Here is a 15,756-nt window from a genome sequence, read left to right as displayed (position 1 = left end):
GTGTGTCAATGAAACATTCTATAAAAATCAAACGGGCTTTGTTTAGCGTTTCCGATAAAAGCGGCGTGGAGGCGCTGGCCCGGGCTTTGCATCAGAACGGCTGTCAGATTATTTCCACCGGCGGCACCAAAAGCGTCCTGGAAAAGGCCGGCATTCCGGTTACGGAAATTTCCGAAGTTACCGGCAATCCGGAAGCCTTTGGCGGTCGCATGAAAACCATTTCCTTTCAAATCGAGTCGGCTTTGCTGTTTGACCGCGAAAAAGACGCCGACGAAGCCCGCCAGCTGGGCATCGAGCCCATTGACATGGTGGTTTGCAATTTGTATCCCTTTGAACGCGTCAAAAATCAGGGCGTGGATTTTGACACCCTGATTGAGAACATCGACATTGGCGGGCCGACCATGGTGCGCGCCGCGGCCAAAAATTTTAAATATGTGGCTGTTGTTACGGATCCGCAGGATTATCCCGATCTGGTTACGGAACTGCAGGACAACGACGGCGCTTTGAGTTACGAAACGCGTTTTCGACTGATGCGCAAGGCATTCAATTTAACCGCTGATTACGACGCCATGATCGCCACGGCCATGGACGAAACCGCCGGACATCTTTCGGTACGTCTGGCTTTTGATCGCGCTAAAACCCTGCGCTACGGCGAAAACGCCCATCAGCAGGCCTTCTTTTTACGCCAGCGGCACGCGCCGTATTCCTTACACGATCTGGAATTTTTACACGGTAAAGAGCTTTCGTACAACAATATCGTTGATCTTTACTCGGCCTTAGACGCGGTGAAGGATCTTTCTAAAACGGCCTGTGCCATCATCAAACACAACAATCCATGCGGCTTGTGCGAAGGAAACGATCAAAGACAGGTGTTTGAACTGGCCTGGGCCGGCGATCCGGTTTCGGCTTTTGGCTCGATCATTGCCTTCAATAAAAAAGTGGAACGTTCGACCGTCGAGTTTTTACATCTGGATGCGGAGAACAAAATGCAGCGTAAATTTGTGGAAGTGATCGCCGCGCCGGATTTTGCCCCCGAGGCCATTGAATATTTGAAGAAACACAAAAATCTGCGGCTGGTGCGCTTTGAACCCAAGCGCGTGACTCAGGAAAAAGAGTTCAAAATACTGGCTGGTTCGTTGTTGTTGCAAACGAGCGACAATACGTTACTAAAAGAGAAGGAAACGGTGACTCAACACGAAACCGAGGTGGACGACGACCTGCTCAATTTTGGTCTGCTGGCTGTGCGCCAGTTAAAATCCAATGCCATTGCCGTGGTGCGTAAAAAAGACAACTACCTGCAATTACTGGGCATGGGTTGCGGCCAGCCCAATCGCGTGAATTCCACGCGTCTGGCCCTGGAACGCAGCCGGGAAAATCTGAAAAATGAATTTACGGGCGAAGACGCGCAACGGGAGCGGTACATTAAAGAACAAATGGAAAAGGCCGTACTGGTTTCCGACGCCTTTTTCCCCTTTCCGGACAATGTGGAGATCGCCGCGTCTTACGGCATTAAAACCATTGTGCAGCCCGGCGGATCGATCCGCGATAAATCGGTTATTGAAAAATGTAATGAACTGGGCATTGCCATGGTCTTTACCGGTCTGCGGCATTTTAAACACTAATGAAATGTTGAATGTTGAGTTTTGAATTTTGAATTGATGAAATGAAAGAAAATTTGATTCAAAAACGCTCATTTGCTTTTTCGTTAAACATTATTAAACTTTACCAAAAGCTTCAAGCAAATAAAGAGTTTGTCATTTCAAAACAATTATTACGTTGTGGAACCAGTATTGGTGCAAATATCGTGGAAGCAACGGCTGCTCAAAGTAAGAAGGATTTTTTAAGTAAAATGTCCATTGCATCAAAGGAAGCAAGGGAAACAAAATACTGGTTGCGTCTTTTAAATGAAAGTGATCTGGTGAAAATATCTTTGGAATCTTATTTAACAGAAATTGATGAAATAATAAATATTTTAACAAAAATCGTCAAAACGACAGCAAGGAATTTGGAAACCAAGAAAAAGTGAATTTTTAATGCCCATGACTAAAATGGAGAACATTTTTCTAAAAAACAATTTAACATTCATCATTCAACATTCAAAATTTCGGAGAAAACAATGAGCGTTTTAACCAATCTCATTACCCCGCAATTAGAGAAGATCCATTCCGGTAAGGTGCGCGAGAGTTTTCGCGTCGATGCCGAGCATCGGTTGATTGTGGCCACCGACCGCATTTCGGCTTTTGACAGTGTGCTCAAAACAGCCATTCCGGGCAAGGGGGCGGTGCTCAATTCGCTGGCCGCTTTCTGGTTCGAAAAGACCCAGGACATTGTGCCCAATCACTTTGTCAAACTAATCGATCCTAACATTTCGCTGGTACGCGAGGCAAAACCGATTAAAGTCGAGATGATTGTGCGCGGTTATTTGACCGGTTCGGCCTGGCGCGGCTACCAGAAGGGGAAACGGCAGGTTTCCGGTGTGCCCATTCCTGATGGCATGAAAAAGAACCAGGCCTTTCCCCAGCCGATTGTAACGCCCACGACCAAGGAAGAGAGCGATCGGGAGATCTCCGCAGAAGACCTGGTAAAAGAAGGCTGGGTGGATGCGGCAACCTACCAGAAAATGGCAGAAATTAGTTTGAAATTGTTCAAACGCGGCTCCGAATTCCTGGCCGAACGGGGCATCATTCTGGTGGACACCAAATATGAATTTGGGCTGGTCGATGGCCAGTTGGTTTTAATCGATGAGATCCACACGCCGGATTCGTCGCGCTTCTGGTCTAAAGAAGATTACGAAAACCATCCAGAAAACGCCGAGCAGCTGGACAAGGAGTACGTGCGTTCGTACCTGTTGCAAAACAAAAAAGACGGTCGGTATCCTGCGGAGCTGCCGCCCGAGGTCGTTGCCGAAACCACACGTCGCTATCGCGAAATCTTCCGCATGATTACCGGCAGCGAATTGCCCGACACCGAAGAAGATGTGCGGCAGCGGGTGTACAAAAATCTGCTTAAGGCCGGTTTGATCAAACCCGGATTTGTGGCCTTTGTGATGGGTTCGCCTTCGGATGAGGCGCACGCCCGTAAAATGCAAAAAGAGGTTGAAAAGTACGGCGTTTTTAGCGAACTGCGCGTGGTGTCGGCGCACAAGAACGGCGAACGCATTCCGCAGGTAGTGGAAGATTACAACCTTTCTGTAGAGCCAGGCGTTGTGGTGGCCATTGCCGGACGTTCCAACGGCCTGGGCGGCGCGTTGGCAGCTAATTTAACCATCCCGGTGATCAACTGTCCGCCTTTTTCCGACAAGACCGACCTGATGGTGAATGTCAACTCTTCGCTGATGATGCCGTCCAATACGCCGGCGGCCACGGTAATCGATCCCAAAAATGCGGCGCAGTTTGCCGTACGCTGCTTAAATTTACCGGCGCTGCGCGAGCAAATCATGAACGAAATTCAGCAAATGAAAAAGGACTTAATCGATGCCGATAGAAAACTCAGAGGACGCTAAACGGGCTTTTGCCATTTCGCCGCTGGACGGACGTTACGCCGGCCGCCTGCAGCATCTGAGCGCCTATTTTTCGGAATTTGCCCTGATGCGCGCCCGCGTGCAAATTGAATTGCATTTTTTAAAAGCGCTGGACTCCACCGGTCTCTTTCCCGGATTGAATCAGGCCGAACGGCAGAAAATCGAATTTTATTTAAGCCATTTTTCCAAAGATGATTACCGGCGTATTAAGGAGATCGAGCAGAAGTTAAACCACGATGTGAAATCCTGCGAGGTCTTTTTGCGCCAGAGTCTGGAGTTGCGTAATCCGAACATGATTCACTTCGGATTAACTTCGGAAGATGTGAACAATCTGGCCTATTCGCTGCTGTTCCGCGAATATTTGCACAACGAACAATTGCCCCTTCTGGAAAAACTACTTCGGCAGTTGTTAGAATTTGTCAAGAAATGGAAGGATGTGCCCTTTCCGGCGCGCACGCATGGCCAGATGGCCTCGCCCACCACGGCCGGAAAAGAACTGGCGGTGTACCTCAATCGCCTGTTCCGCGTGTACAAAGATTTAAAAGGCTTTCGTTTTCCGGCCAAACTGAACGGCGCCACAGGCAACTTTTCGGCTTTTAAGGCCGCTTTTACCGACTACGACTGGCTGACATTTTCGCGTAACTTTTTGCAAGAACTGGGGTTTGAGGCTAATCTGGTGACCACGCAGATCGAAGATCATGACGGCTGGGCGCGCTACTTAAATTTGACCAAACTGCTGGACAATATTGTGCTCGATCTGGATCGCGACATGTGGCTGTACCTGACCCTCGGCTATTTTTTGCTGGAAGCCGATCCGGGCGCAGTGGGTTCTTCCACCATGCCGCACAAGGTGAATCCCATTAACTTTGAAAATAGCGAGGGCAATTTGCAGGTGGCGCTGGCTTTGCTTAACGGCATTACGGATAAGCTGGGCAATTCGCGCCTGCAGCGCGATCTTTCGGATAGCACCGTAACGCGCAACATCGGGGTGGCGCTGGCTCATGGACATCTGGCCTTAATGGAAACCCTGCGCGGATTGAGCCGCTTGCAGGTGAATCGCGCCTACTGTTTGAGCGAACTGAAACGTCACCCGGAACTGCTGGCCGAACCAATCCAGACCATCTTGCGCCGTGAAGGAGTGGAAGACCCTTACAACCTGTTAAAAGAGATGACGCGCGGTCGTACGATTAGCGAGGATGATCTGCAAAAGTTCATCGAAGGACTTCCGGTACGTGAAGAGGTCAAACAGGAACTGCTGGCGCTTGATGTTACCACTTATGTTGGCGATGCGCCGCGCATTTGTCAGCTGGTGATCGAGGAGGCGGAGAAGGCGCTTTAAGCGCATGTTGATCTAGTAAATGGAAGATTTTGAGCGAGAAATTGACGGGGTGATTTTGGAAGGATTGGGGTAAGGAACTCTCGCCCATCCTCCTCTATTCGTTGAAGAGAGAGGGATCAGGGGCGGGAATCTGAATTTTGCAAATGCGCAGAATTTAATTAAATTGCGGCTTTGAACTTCTACTTGTCAGAGTCGCGGTTTCCTGTTAATGACTAAAAAACTTCTTGAACAAGAGGACGTACCATGAAAATTGCAATAATCGGTTCTGGCGGTCGGGAACATGCCCTGGCCTGGAAATTAGCCCAAAGTGTGGGACAGAAAAATATCTTTTGTTTGCCCGGTAACGGCGGTACCTGGAACAATGTGTCCATTGCACCCAACGATTTTCAAGCCATTGAAACTTTTTGTCTTGATGAAGGCATTGAATTAATTGTCGTCGGGCCCGAAGACCCGCTGGCCAACGGCGTGGTCGATTTCTTTAAAAATAAAAAGGTGCGCGTCTTTGGGCCGGATCAGCGCGCCGCTCAACTGGAAAGTTCTAAAATCTTTGCCAAAAAATTCATGAAAAAGTACGGTGTGGCCACCGCCGACTTCTGGCTGCTGGAAGACGGCGACGATATCGAACAGGTGATCGAGCAGCTTGGCGGTCAACTGGTGATTAAGTACGACGGACTGGCTGCCGGAAAGGGCGTTTTTGTCTGTAATTCCACGGCCGAAGCGTACACAGCTCTGGAAGAATTAAAAAGGCGTTATGGCGACACAGCGCCTTTTTTTATTGAACAAAAGTTCAGCGGGCAGGAGTTATCGATTATTGGCATTACGGACGGAAAAACTGTTAAGTTGTTATCCCCTTCGCAAGACCATAAGCCGGTTTTCGACGGCGATAAAGGGCCGAACACCGGCGGAATGGGCGCCTACTGTCCGGTGCCTGTTTGTACCGAGCAGGTGCTTAAACAGGTACAGGAGCAAATCGTTCTGCCAACACTGAAAGGCTTGCAGGCCGAAAAACTGGATTACCACGGGGTTCTTTACTTTGGTTTGATGCTAACCGATCGCGGACCGCAGTTGCTGGAATACAACGTGCGCTTTGGCGATCCGGAAACAGAAGTTATTTTACCGGCTTTAAAAAGCGATCTGCTGACGCTCATCGAAGCCAGTCTCGAAGAAAAACTGGATACGGTATCGGTGGAGAAGAATGACGGCTACTTTGTGGATGTGGTGCTGGCCTCTGGCGGCTATCCGGGCGCTTACGAAAAGGGGAAGATCATTACCGGCCTGGATCAGGTTGGCGAAGAGACGCTGATTTTTCATGCCGGCACCAGAAAGGAAAACGGGCAGATTGTCACGGCCGGCGGTCGCGTGCTTAACGTGGTTGCCCATGCCCCGACGCTGGAACAGGCGATTGAACGCGTTTACACCGAGGTGGAAAAAATTCATTTTGATCGGATGTACTATCGAAAAGATATCGGCAAAAAGGGGTTGCGCCAATGAAAAAACGCATTGCCATTTTTATATCCGGACGCGGCAGCAACATGGAAGCCATTTTAAAACAGGTAAAAGAGGGTATTTTAAAAGATGTGTGTGAAGTGGCGCTGGTTTTTTCCAATAAACCAACGGCGAAGGGGCTGGCAGTAGCCGAAAAGTATGGCGTCCCCACTGCTGTCATTCCTTCTAAAGGTAAAAACAGAGCCGATTTTGAGCGGGAAGTCATCGAACTCCTTAAGCCATACCGCGTCGATTACATCGTGCTGGCCGGATTTATGCGCATCCTCAGCCCATTGTTTGTGCGCGCATACAAAAATCGTATTATCAACATCCATCCGGCCGATACCAATCAGTTTAAAGGGGTGGGCGCTTACGAATGGGCCTTCGAAAATAAACTTGCGGAAACCAAAATTACCGTGCATTTTGTGGACGAAGGCGTTGATACCGGCCCGATCATTGCCCAGCGCACCGTTGATTTACGCGGGGCAACCACCCTGGAAGAGGTTGAAAAACGCGGTTTAAAGGTGGAACACCAATTTTACAGCGAAGCGTTAAAAAAGGTTTTTAGCGGAGAATTTAATCGACAAAATCAGGAGTAAAAAGATAGAATGTGCGGCGTAATAGGCGTTTACGGCTACGAAGATGTGGCCGCGGATATCATAAACGGTCTGGAAACATTGCAGCACCGCGGGCAGGATTCCGCCGGTCTGGTGGTGTTTAACGGTTCATTTAAAATGCACAAGGGTAACGGCTCTGTAAGCACGGTTTTTAAAAATCTCCCCCTGGATCGTTTTAAGGGCGAAATCGGTCTGGGACACGTACGCTATTCCACCATTGGTTCTACCGAAGCGGTGGATGCCCAGCCCATTGCCGTTAATTATCCTTACGGTTTGGCCATGGTACACAATGGCAACGTGGTTAACTTTAATGAACTGCGGCGTAAGCTTTACGAAGAACACCACCGCCTGCTGGATACCTCCAACGATGTGGCTCTAATTCTGTACACGCTGGCCACGCAACTGGAACAAAAGGATTTGCGCCATTTAACGGTAGAGGACATCTTCGATTCAGTTCAGGGCGTTCAGCGTATTGTGCAGGGCGCGTACTCAGCCATTACCATTATTGCCAATAAGGGCTTGCTGGCCTTTACCGATCCTTTTGGCATTCGGCCGCTGGTCATGGGACGGAAGTTTACCGATAAAGGCGTGATTTACGGCTTTGCTTCGGAAAGCACCACCTTCGATTTTTTGGGCTACGAAAAAATCCGCGATTTGAAACCCGGCGAAATGGTGTTTATCGATGAAGAGCGCAAAATTCACTCCAAAATCGGTTTGACTAAACGGCAGGCTTTTTGCGTGTTTGAGTACATCTATTTCGCGCGGGAGGACTCCGTGATTCACAATCGGCTGGTGGCCAGCGAACGCGTTCGCATGGGAAAAAGACTGGCCCAAAAGATTAAGGAGAGCGATCTGCAGCCGGATATTATTATCGATGTGCCCAACTCTGCCTACTTTTTTGCTTCGGCCATGGCCGAAGAATTGGGCATCCCTTACCGACGCGGACTGGCAAAAAACCACCACATGGGCCGCACCTTTATTACCCCGGGCCAAAAGGAGCGGGAACAGATGGTGCGCCGCAAGCTGAATCCCATTCGCGATATTGTTAAAGGTAAAAAGGTTGCCGTGGTGGATGATTCCATTGTTCGCGGAACCACCTCCAAGCGTATTGTGGAAATGCTGCGCGCTGCCGGCGCCAGAGAAGTGTATTTTATCTCCGCATCGCCGCCGGTCAAGCATCCCTGTATTTATGGAATCGATATGTCCGTCAAACGGGAAATTCTGGCCTCCCATTACGATGTGGATGAAATTCGTCAGTACCTGGGCGCAGATGCCGTCATTTACCAGGACCTGGAAGATTTGATCGATTTGTACAAGGACTTACCCATTTGCCACGCCTGCTTTTCGGGACAGTATCCAACCGGAGCGGGTGAGGAAGTGCTGGAAGCCATTGAAAAAGAAAAGTTGCAGTCAAATAGAGTGTAACTATAAAAGCAATTGCCTGAGTTTTTAGGGAAAGCGGGCAAGGGAACTCCCCCTGCCGATTTTCGGGAGAGAGGGAGTTAAAGAGGGTGAGAGAAAGAAAAAATTTAAAAAAATACATTGTCTTTGACTTATGGGAAAGCCCCGGAAGTTAGAGGGGGTGAGTTGAAAAACAAACCACAAAACAATGAGAACTCAAATTAAACAATTCGTTCGGGAATTGCGGAAGAATCAAACAAAATATGAGCTAATATTATGGGAAGCTTTGAGAAATCGAAGGCTGGAAGGGAAGAAATTTTTACGTCAACATCCGATCCAATATGAAATAAATGGAAGAAAAAGTTTTTTTTTGCGGATTTTTATTGTAGTGAAAAGAAATTGGTAATTGAGATTGATGGTGGAGTTCATTTAAGACAGAAGGAATATGATCAGATACGCACCGAGATAATGGAACTTAAAGGTCTTAAGGTACTTCGATTTAAAAATGAGGAAGTAGAAGAAAATTTAGGTTTAGTAATTAAAAAAATTAAGGAATATTTGAAATAAGACAGATTGAGCAAAGGAACTCACCCCCCATCCCCCTCTCTTCGTTGAAGAGAGGGGGAGTTAGAGGGGGTGAGTTGGGAACCTAACAAACCAGAAAAATTTTACTTAACTGAAGAGCTGATTTGACCATTAAGAGGTAGATTGCGAAAGGGACCTGGACATTGTTGTTTGGGGGAAGATTTTCCATAAGAACTCACCCCCCATCCCCCTCTCTTCGTTGAAGATAGGTGGAGTTAGAGGGGGTGAGTTGGGAATCTAACAAACCAGAAAAATTTTACTTAACTGAAGAACTGATTTGACCATTAAGAGGTAGATTGTGAAAGAGGCTTGGACATTGTTGTTTGGGGAAGATTTTACATAGGAACTCCCCCCTATCCCCTTTTCTTCGCAGAAGAGAGGTGGAGTTAGAGGGGTTGAGTTGGGAATCTAACAAACCAGAAAAATTTTACTTAACTGAAGAGCTGATTTGACCATTAAGAGGTAGATTGTGAAAGAGGCCTGGACATTGTTGTTTGGGGGAAGATTTTCCATAGGAACTCACCCCCCATCCCCCTCTCTTCGTTGAAGATAGGTGGAGTTAGAGGGGTTGAGTTGGGAATCTAACAAACCAGAAAAATTTTACTTAACTGAAGAGCTGATTTGACCATTAAGAGGTAGATTGTGAAAGAGACCTGGACATTGTTGTTTTGGGGAAGATTTTCCATAAGAACTCACCCCCCATCCCCCTCTCTTCGTTGAAGATAGGTGGAGTTAGAGGAGGTGAGTTGGGAATCTAACAAACCAGAAAAATTTTACTTAACTGAAGAGCTGATTTGACCATTAAGAGGTAGATTGTGAAAGAGACCTGGACATTGTTGTTTTGGGGAAGATTTTACATAGGAACTCCCCCCTTTCACAGAAAAGAGGGAGAGTTAAAAAACTTAAATGGAAAGCTAAAGGTAAATGATTCTTAAAAACGCTCGCTGGTTAACGGCGGAAGGCTACTTTGAAGAGGGCCACATAGAAATCGAGAACGGCCGGATCGTCAGGCTGGGCCGTTCTTCAAATCCCCCTAAAAGCGATTTTACGCTGGATGTGCGCGGCTGCGTTATTTTACCGGGGGCCATCGATCCCCATGTGCATTTTCGCGAACCGGGTCAGATGTACAAAGAAGGCATTCGTAATGCCTCACGTGCGGCGCTCAAGGGCGGAGTAACCACTGTGATCGATATGCCCAATAATCGGCCGCCGACCACCAACCACTCCCGGGTTATGGAAAAACGCAAACGATTTGCAGCTAAATCACTGGTCAACTGGGGCATCATGCTGCACGCCGTAAAGGGACGCTTCGTTGAAACAGACAATCTGGTGAAGTCGGTAAAAATTTACATGGCAAAATCGTCTTCCCTGCCGGCCATTACCAGCAAATCCGCCCTTTTGCAATTGTTTGAGTATTACCCCGTGGTTTCGATTCACGCCGAGGACGAAACCTTCTTTTTGCACGAACAGAAAAAGAAATTAGCGCACCACGAATGGCGACCGCGCGAAGCCATTACCGGCGCTTTGCAGAAAATTGAGCAGGCCTTGAAAAATTTGGAAGACCAAAAAAGACCGCGGGTGGTTATCTGCCACATGAACACCAGAGACGAGGTGCAATGGTTAGGGAGAATGAAGGCAGAGGGCTTTGACGTTTGGGGCGAGACCTGTCCGCATTATCTGTTTTTTACACAGGATGACTATTTAAAATACGGCACCACACTGCAGGTCAATCCGCCCATTCGTACCGAAGACGACCGGCAGGCTTTGCTGCAGGGGCTTTCTGAGGGCGTGATTGATTTTATTGGCACCGATCATGCGCCTCACACACTGGCCGAAAAGCAAAGCGCAAATCCGCCATCGGGCATTGCGAGCATCGAATGGTTAATGCCCCAATTACTCTATTTGATCGACGAGGGGGTGATCAAATGGAGGCAGCTCAATCACTTGATTGCTCAGGGCAGCGCTCACTGTTACGCCATTCAGGGGCGGGACGGCATTAAGGAGGGCAACTGGGCAGACCTGGTGATGGTTAAACGCTTTGATCGAAACCAGCAGGAGGCGCAGGTGATTTCGAAAACGGGGAATAATCTTTACAAAGACTTTGATTTTCGCTGGAAAGTAGAAATGACCATGGTTAATGGCATTGTTAAATATCGGAAAGGGAAGTTTGTCAATGACACAAAAGGAATGGCCATCTAAGCCAACGGATTTTGCCGGAGAGCAATTTATCGATTTTTTAATTGAACAAAGAGCTCTGCGTTTTGGGGAGTTTACTCTCAAATCGGGAATCAAATCCCCCTTTTTTATTAATATTGGCGATATTCATTCGGGTAACGGTTATCGTACGCTGGGACAGGTTCTGGCTCAAAAGATTCACGACGTTTTCCCACAAACAACAGCCCTTTACGGTCCGCCATACAAAGGGATTTCGATTGTCACGGCTACGGCGGTGGCCTACTACGAACTGTATCAGAAAAATCTGCAAACTTTTTACAGCCGTAAAGAAATAAAACAGCACGGCGAAGGCGGCGTATTTGTGGGTTACCAGCCCGGGGCCGACGATCATGTGCTGATTATGGACGATGTATTGACCACCGGCGGCACTAAACTGGAAGCCATTGAGTTGTTGAAAAATCACTTTCGGACGGCCATTGAGGGGATTCTGGTGACAGTCGATCGCCGGACGCAAAACCAGCAAACGGGTCTGCCTGGTGTGCGGCTGGAATCGATCATCAACTTACAGGACATCATCCAGTACCTCAAACGAAAAAATGATAATCGCTTTGAACTGTTAGAAAAATTTTACATGGGAGCTTAAGTGGTGAACGTACGTAAATTGATTCCTGCCCTGGACACCAGCGATTTGAATCAAATTGAACATTTGGTGCAAACAATTGATCAACACGAATTGATTTATGGCTATAAACTGGGCTTTATTGCCGGATTAACGCACGGCCTGCCAGAGGTTGTGGAGACCATCCGCCGTTTTTCCGCCAAGCCGATCATTTACGACCATCAGAAGGCGGCCACCGACATCCCGGACATGGGCAAACGTTTTGCACAGGTCATGAAGCACAGCGGTGTAGATGAGGTGATTTTGTTTCCGCAGGCCGGGCCGGCCACCCTGGAAGCGTGGGTAAAGGCGCTTAAGGAAGAAGAGTTAAAGGTCATTGTGGGCGGAATTATGACCCATGCCCGCTATCGTGTTTCGGAAGGCGGTTATCTGGATGACCGGGCCGTACTGGATATTTACAGCCGTTCGGCGTCGCTGGGCGTAAGGCGTTTTGTGGTGCCGCTGACCAAGCCGGATGCCGTGCGCGAGGTTGTCCAACAATTGCCCGATGCCGGGCAGGCAGAATTCTATTCCCCCGGCTTTGGTAAACAGGGCGGCGATCCGGCGCAGTTCGGCTTTCTTCGCACGCATTACCTGATCGTGGGCCGTGCGCTGTTGGGTGCTAAAGATCCGCTGGATTATCTGGATGGTGTGCAAAAGGAATTGAAGGTTTAAACAGATTAAAGGCGCCTATTGATAAAAATGGCCAGAGATTTTTGGGCAGTTTGCCGCCATTTTTAAAAGCGTTTTATTTTAGCAAAAAGCGAAAAGTGATTTGTTTGAGGAAAAGAAGTATTTGAAAATAATTAGGAAAATGTATTAACGTCCGAAGCAAAGCAGAGGGAGCCCATGAAAAAAGATCTTATTTCAATGGAAGACCTGACGGTCGATGAAATCAAAGCCTATATTGAACTGGCGCATCGAGTGGAAGCGACGCCGCCGGAACGCCTTGTGAAGAAGCTGCCGGGCAAAATTATGGCGGCGCTGTTTTTTGAACCGAGCACCAGAACGCGGCTAAGTTTTGAATCGGCCATGCATCGTCTGGGAGGCAGCGTCATCGGTTTTGCCGAACAATCGGCCACCTCGGTTTCTAAAGGCGAGTCGTTTGTGGATACCATTTACACCGTGGAAAATTACTGTGACATCATGGTAATCCGGCATCCGGGGGAGGGCACCGCGCGTCTGGCCGCTCAGACCACCGATTTGCCGGTCATCAATGCCGGCGACGGCTCCAACCAGCATCCCACACAAACCCTGCTCGATCTGTACACTATCGAAAAAGACCTGGGCAAAATAGCGGATATTACCGTTGCTTTTGTGGGCGATCTGAAATACTCGCGCACTGTTCATTCCTTGATTCGCGCCCTGATGAAGTTCGGCGTTTCTGAATATTACCTGGTGGCTCCGGAGTCGCTGCGTTTGCCCGGCTATTTTAAGATGAGCGATCAACCAGAAAAATTTAAGTTTTACGAAACCAATCATCTGGAAGAGGTAATTGCCAAATGCGATGTGTTGTATATGACGCGCATCCAGCGCGAACGATTTCCGGATCTGCTGGAATATGAGAAGGTGAAAGATTCGTACCGTTTAACGGCCGCCATGTTAGAGGGCGCGCGTCCTCACTTGCGCGTTTTGCATCCGCTGCCGCGCGTCAACGAAATTGCCTACGATGTGGACAAAACCAGATACGCAGGCTATTTCCCTCAGGCGCGCAACGGCGTCATCATGCGTCAGGCTATTTTATTGAAACATCTGGGAGTTGAGCTATGAGCAAAAAGAATGATAAGATGTTGATGATTCCCAAAATCAAAGCGGGAATCGTGATCGATCATATTCCTGCCGGCGACGGGGTTAAAATTCTGGAAATTATCAGCCGTTATGAAGAGATGAAAGAGGTCCCGGTAACTCTGGGCATCAATTACGATAGCCAGAAGATGGGGCGCAAAGACCTGATTAAATTGCAGCTCGAATTTCTGGCGCCTGAGATCATCCAGCACATCTCCATTGTGGTGCCGGGCGTTACCATTAAGGCCATCAAAGAATACGAGGTGTACAGCAAAGTGGTTGTGCAGGCGCCCAAAGTCATCAAAAATCTGTTGCGGTGTAAAAATCCCAATTGTGTCACCAATCTGGAAAAAGAGAGCGAAACCCTGTTCGAGGCGGTTGATCCGGAATCCAAAAAAGTTAAATGCGCCTATTGCGAACGTATTTTCGAGCTCTCGGAACTACAACCATTAATAAAATGAGACGATCCATGGACGGCGTAAATTTTCTAAATCTAAAATTAAAAAATCCCACGGTGCTGGCCTCCGGAATTTTGGGATTAACCGCCTCTTCCATGCGCCGTGTGATTAAAGTGGGCGGCGCCGGCGCGGTTACCACCAAATCTTTTAATAAAGACTGGCGTAAAGGGCACAAAAATCCGAGCATTATTCCCTTTGAGCACGGTTTGCTCAATGCCGTCGGACTTTCCAATCCGGGCATTGATGAAATGGTGAAAGAAATCCGTAAATTTAAACAACAAAGCGAAGCGCCGATTTTTGCCTCCATTTTCGGTCGAACCATTGATGAATTTGCCGAAGTAACCCAGCGTACTGTGGAGGCTGAGCCGGATTTAATTGAAGTGAATGTCTCCTGCCCCAATGTGCATTCCGAATTTGGGCAACCTTTTGGCGACAGCCTGAGCGATACGGCCCGTGTGACGGAAATCGTAAAAAAACATGCCGGCTCCATTCCGGTTTCGATCAAATTGGGGCCGCACGGCCCGGGCATGGGGCGTTTAGCAAGGGTGTGCGAAGAAAACGGCGCCGACGCCATTACGGCCATTAATACCGTGGGCCCGGGCATGTTGATTGATATTGATGTGCGTAAACCGATCCTCTCTAATAAAACCGGAGGCGTTTCAGGGCCGGCCATTCTGCCCATCGCCGTTAAATCGGTGTACGAGGTTTACCGCACGGTGAAAATTCCCATTATTGGCACCGGGGGCGTAACCGTTGCTGCGGACGCCATTCAATTGATTCTGGCCGGCGCCACCTTAATCGGTATTGGAACGGCCGTGTACTACCAGGGTATTGAAGTGTTCCGCAAAGTTGCTGACGGAATCCAGAGTTATTTGCAAAAATACGGATTTAATTCCATTGAAGAAATTCGAGGCCTTGCCCATGAGTGACTTGATGCAAACCTTCCCGATTTTAAAGATTGTTGAACATGGTCCCGGCGTAAAGAGTTTTTATTTCGAACGCATGATGGACGCCCGCGCCGGGCAGTTTGTTAATGTGTGGCTGCCGGGCGTGGATGAAAAACCTTACTCCGTATCGGCCCTGGACGATGATTGGCTGGAAATTTCGGTTAAAGCGTACGGGCCGTTTTCCAGCGCCATGATGGAACTGCAGGTGGGGGACAGACTGGGCATCCGCGGGCCGTTCGGACGGAGCTTTACGCATCACGATAATGCCCTGTTGATTGGCGGCGGGATTGGCATCGCGCCATTGCGCATTCTGGCGCATGAATTGAACGCTCGAGGTTTGCGCTTTGTCAGCTTGCTGGGCGCAGCCACCGCTCACGAGCTGATTTTTCTTGAGGATTTTAAAAAGCGTTCGTCCAATTGTTATGTTACCACCGATGACGGCTCGGCCGGAAAAAAGGGCCTGGTGACCGATGATTTAATGGACATCATTAAAAACGAAAAAATCGAATTTGTGTACGCCGCCGGTCCGGAGGTCATGTTTGTTAAAGTTAAAGAACTGATCGATCCGCCGGGTATTCCTTACGAGTTTTGCATGGAGCGCTACATGAAGTGCGGCATCGGCATTTGCGGCCAGTGTGTTTTAGACGATTCCGGCGTGCGCCTTTGTGTGGAAGGACCGGTACTCAATCAAAACGATCTTAAAGAGGTGACTGAGCTGGGCAAGATCCACCGCGACGCCTCCGGCCGCCGCGTTCTAACTTCGGGGTAGAGTGTACGGTTTAGCGG

16 protein-coding genes are annotated in these 15,756 nt (G+C 48.6%); all 16 read left to right on the top strand.

Features of this window, described 5'->3' with window-relative positions; translation table 11 throughout:
- Nucleotides 1-8 precede the first annotated feature (8 nt).
- The 16 genes from purH to Cabys_RS14740 all read left to right on the top strand — a co-directional run bounded on the left by purH (nucleotide 9) and on the right by Cabys_RS14740 (nucleotide 15,739).
- Nucleotides 9-1,622, top strand: a complete 1,614-nt coding sequence (purH, locus tag Cabys_RS14810; RefSeq protein WP_006926923.1) for a bifunctional phosphoribosylaminoimidazolecarboxamide formyltransferase/IMP cyclohydrolase — start codon at nucleotides 9-11, stop codon at nucleotides 1,620-1,622.
- 41 nt (nucleotides 1,623-1,663) lie between these two features.
- Nucleotides 1,664-2,026 (top strand): four helix bundle protein, encoded by a 363-nt coding sequence (locus Cabys_RS14805; RefSeq protein WP_006926922.1) that lies wholly within the window; start codon nucleotides 1,664-1,666, stop codon nucleotides 2,024-2,026.
- A 90-nt stretch (nucleotides 2,027-2,116) separates the two neighbouring features.
- On the top strand, nucleotides 2,117-3,502 hold the full coding sequence (locus tag Cabys_RS14800; RefSeq protein ID WP_006926921.1) for a phosphoribosylaminoimidazolesuccinocarboxamide synthase: 1,386 nt from the start codon (nucleotides 2,117-2,119) through the stop codon (nucleotides 3,500-3,502).
- Nucleotides 3,474-4,859 (top strand): adenylosuccinate lyase, encoded by a 1,386-nt coding sequence (gene purB / locus Cabys_RS14795; RefSeq protein ID WP_006926920.1) that lies wholly within the window; start codon nucleotides 3,474-3,476, stop codon nucleotides 4,857-4,859. Before Cabys_RS14800 ends, purB begins: the two co-directional genes overlap by 29 nt.
- 243 nt (nucleotides 4,860-5,102) lie before the next feature.
- Nucleotides 5,103-6,350 carry a phosphoribosylamine--glycine ligase gene (gene purD, locus Cabys_RS14790; protein WP_006926919.1) on the top strand — a complete coding sequence of 416 codons (1,248 nt, stop codon included), beginning with the start codon at nucleotides 5,103-5,105 and terminating at the stop codon, nucleotides 6,348-6,350.
- Nucleotides 6,347-6,943: a phosphoribosylglycinamide formyltransferase gene (gene purN / locus Cabys_RS14785; RefSeq protein WP_006926918.1), complete on the top strand. Its 597-nt coding sequence runs from the start codon at nucleotides 6,347-6,349 to the stop codon at nucleotides 6,941-6,943. Before purD ends, purN begins: the two co-directional genes overlap by 4 nt.
- 9 nt (nucleotides 6,944-6,952) lie before the next feature.
- Nucleotides 6,953-8,386 carry an amidophosphoribosyltransferase gene (gene purF / locus Cabys_RS14780; protein ID WP_006926917.1) on the top strand — a complete coding sequence of 478 codons (1,434 nt, stop codon included), beginning with the start codon at nucleotides 6,953-6,955 and terminating at the stop codon, nucleotides 8,384-8,386.
- 184 nt (nucleotides 8,387-8,570) lie between these two features.
- Entirely contained in the window at nucleotides 8,571-8,768 is a 198-nt protein-coding gene (locus Cabys_RS20765; RefSeq protein WP_052304133.1) for a DUF559 domain-containing protein, read from the top strand.
- Nucleotides 8,762-8,929: a DUF559 domain-containing protein gene (locus Cabys_RS20760; RefSeq protein ID WP_217183991.1), complete on the top strand. Its 168-nt coding sequence runs from the start codon at nucleotides 8,762-8,764 to the stop codon at nucleotides 8,927-8,929. The genes Cabys_RS20765 and Cabys_RS20760 overlap by 7 nt, the downstream gene beginning before the upstream one ends.
- A gap of 942 nt (nucleotides 8,930-9,871) precedes the next feature.
- Nucleotides 9,872-11,146 (top strand): dihydroorotase, encoded by a 1,275-nt coding sequence (locus tag Cabys_RS14770; protein WP_006926916.1) that lies wholly within the window; start codon nucleotides 9,872-9,874, stop codon nucleotides 11,144-11,146.
- On the top strand, nucleotides 11,121-11,765 hold the full coding sequence (pyrE, locus tag Cabys_RS14765; protein ID WP_006926915.1) for an orotate phosphoribosyltransferase: 645 nt from the start codon (nucleotides 11,121-11,123) through the stop codon (nucleotides 11,763-11,765). Before Cabys_RS14770 ends, pyrE begins: the two co-directional genes overlap by 26 nt.
- A gap of 3 nt (nucleotides 11,766-11,768) precedes the next feature.
- On the top strand, nucleotides 11,769-12,455 hold the full coding sequence (locus Cabys_RS14760; RefSeq protein ID WP_169313612.1) for an orotidine 5'-phosphate decarboxylase / HUMPS family protein: 687 nt from the start codon (nucleotides 11,769-11,771) through the stop codon (nucleotides 12,453-12,455).
- Nucleotides 12,456-12,629: 174 nt separating this feature from the next.
- Nucleotides 12,630-13,550 (top strand): aspartate carbamoyltransferase, encoded by a 921-nt coding sequence (gene pyrB / locus Cabys_RS14755; RefSeq protein WP_006926913.1) that lies wholly within the window; start codon nucleotides 12,630-12,632, stop codon nucleotides 13,548-13,550.
- Complete coding sequence (locus Cabys_RS14750; RefSeq protein ID WP_006926912.1) at nucleotides 13,547-14,026, top strand: aspartate carbamoyltransferase regulatory subunit; 480 nt, start codon at nucleotides 13,547-13,549, stop codon at nucleotides 14,024-14,026. Before pyrB ends, Cabys_RS14750 begins: the two co-directional genes overlap by 4 nt.
- Nucleotides 14,023-14,952 carry a dihydroorotate dehydrogenase gene (locus Cabys_RS14745; protein ID WP_218921387.1) on the top strand — a complete coding sequence of 310 codons (930 nt, stop codon included), beginning with the start codon at nucleotides 14,023-14,025 and terminating at the stop codon, nucleotides 14,950-14,952. The genes Cabys_RS14750 and Cabys_RS14745 overlap by 4 nt, the downstream gene beginning before the upstream one ends.
- Nucleotides 14,945-15,739: a dihydroorotate dehydrogenase electron transfer subunit gene (locus Cabys_RS14740; protein ID WP_006926910.1), complete on the top strand. Its 795-nt coding sequence runs from the start codon at nucleotides 14,945-14,947 to the stop codon at nucleotides 15,737-15,739. Before Cabys_RS14745 ends, Cabys_RS14740 begins: the two co-directional genes overlap by 8 nt.
- Nucleotides 15,740-15,756: the final 17 nt, after the last annotated feature.

This window comes from Caldithrix abyssi DSM 13497 (assembly GCF_001886815.1).
GTDB classification, from domain to species: Bacteria; Calditrichota; Calditrichia; order Calditrichales; family Calditrichaceae; genus Caldithrix; species Caldithrix abyssi.
The sequence above is the reverse complement of the archived record's forward strand: the minus strand, read 5'-3'. Positions and strand labels throughout refer to the sequence as shown.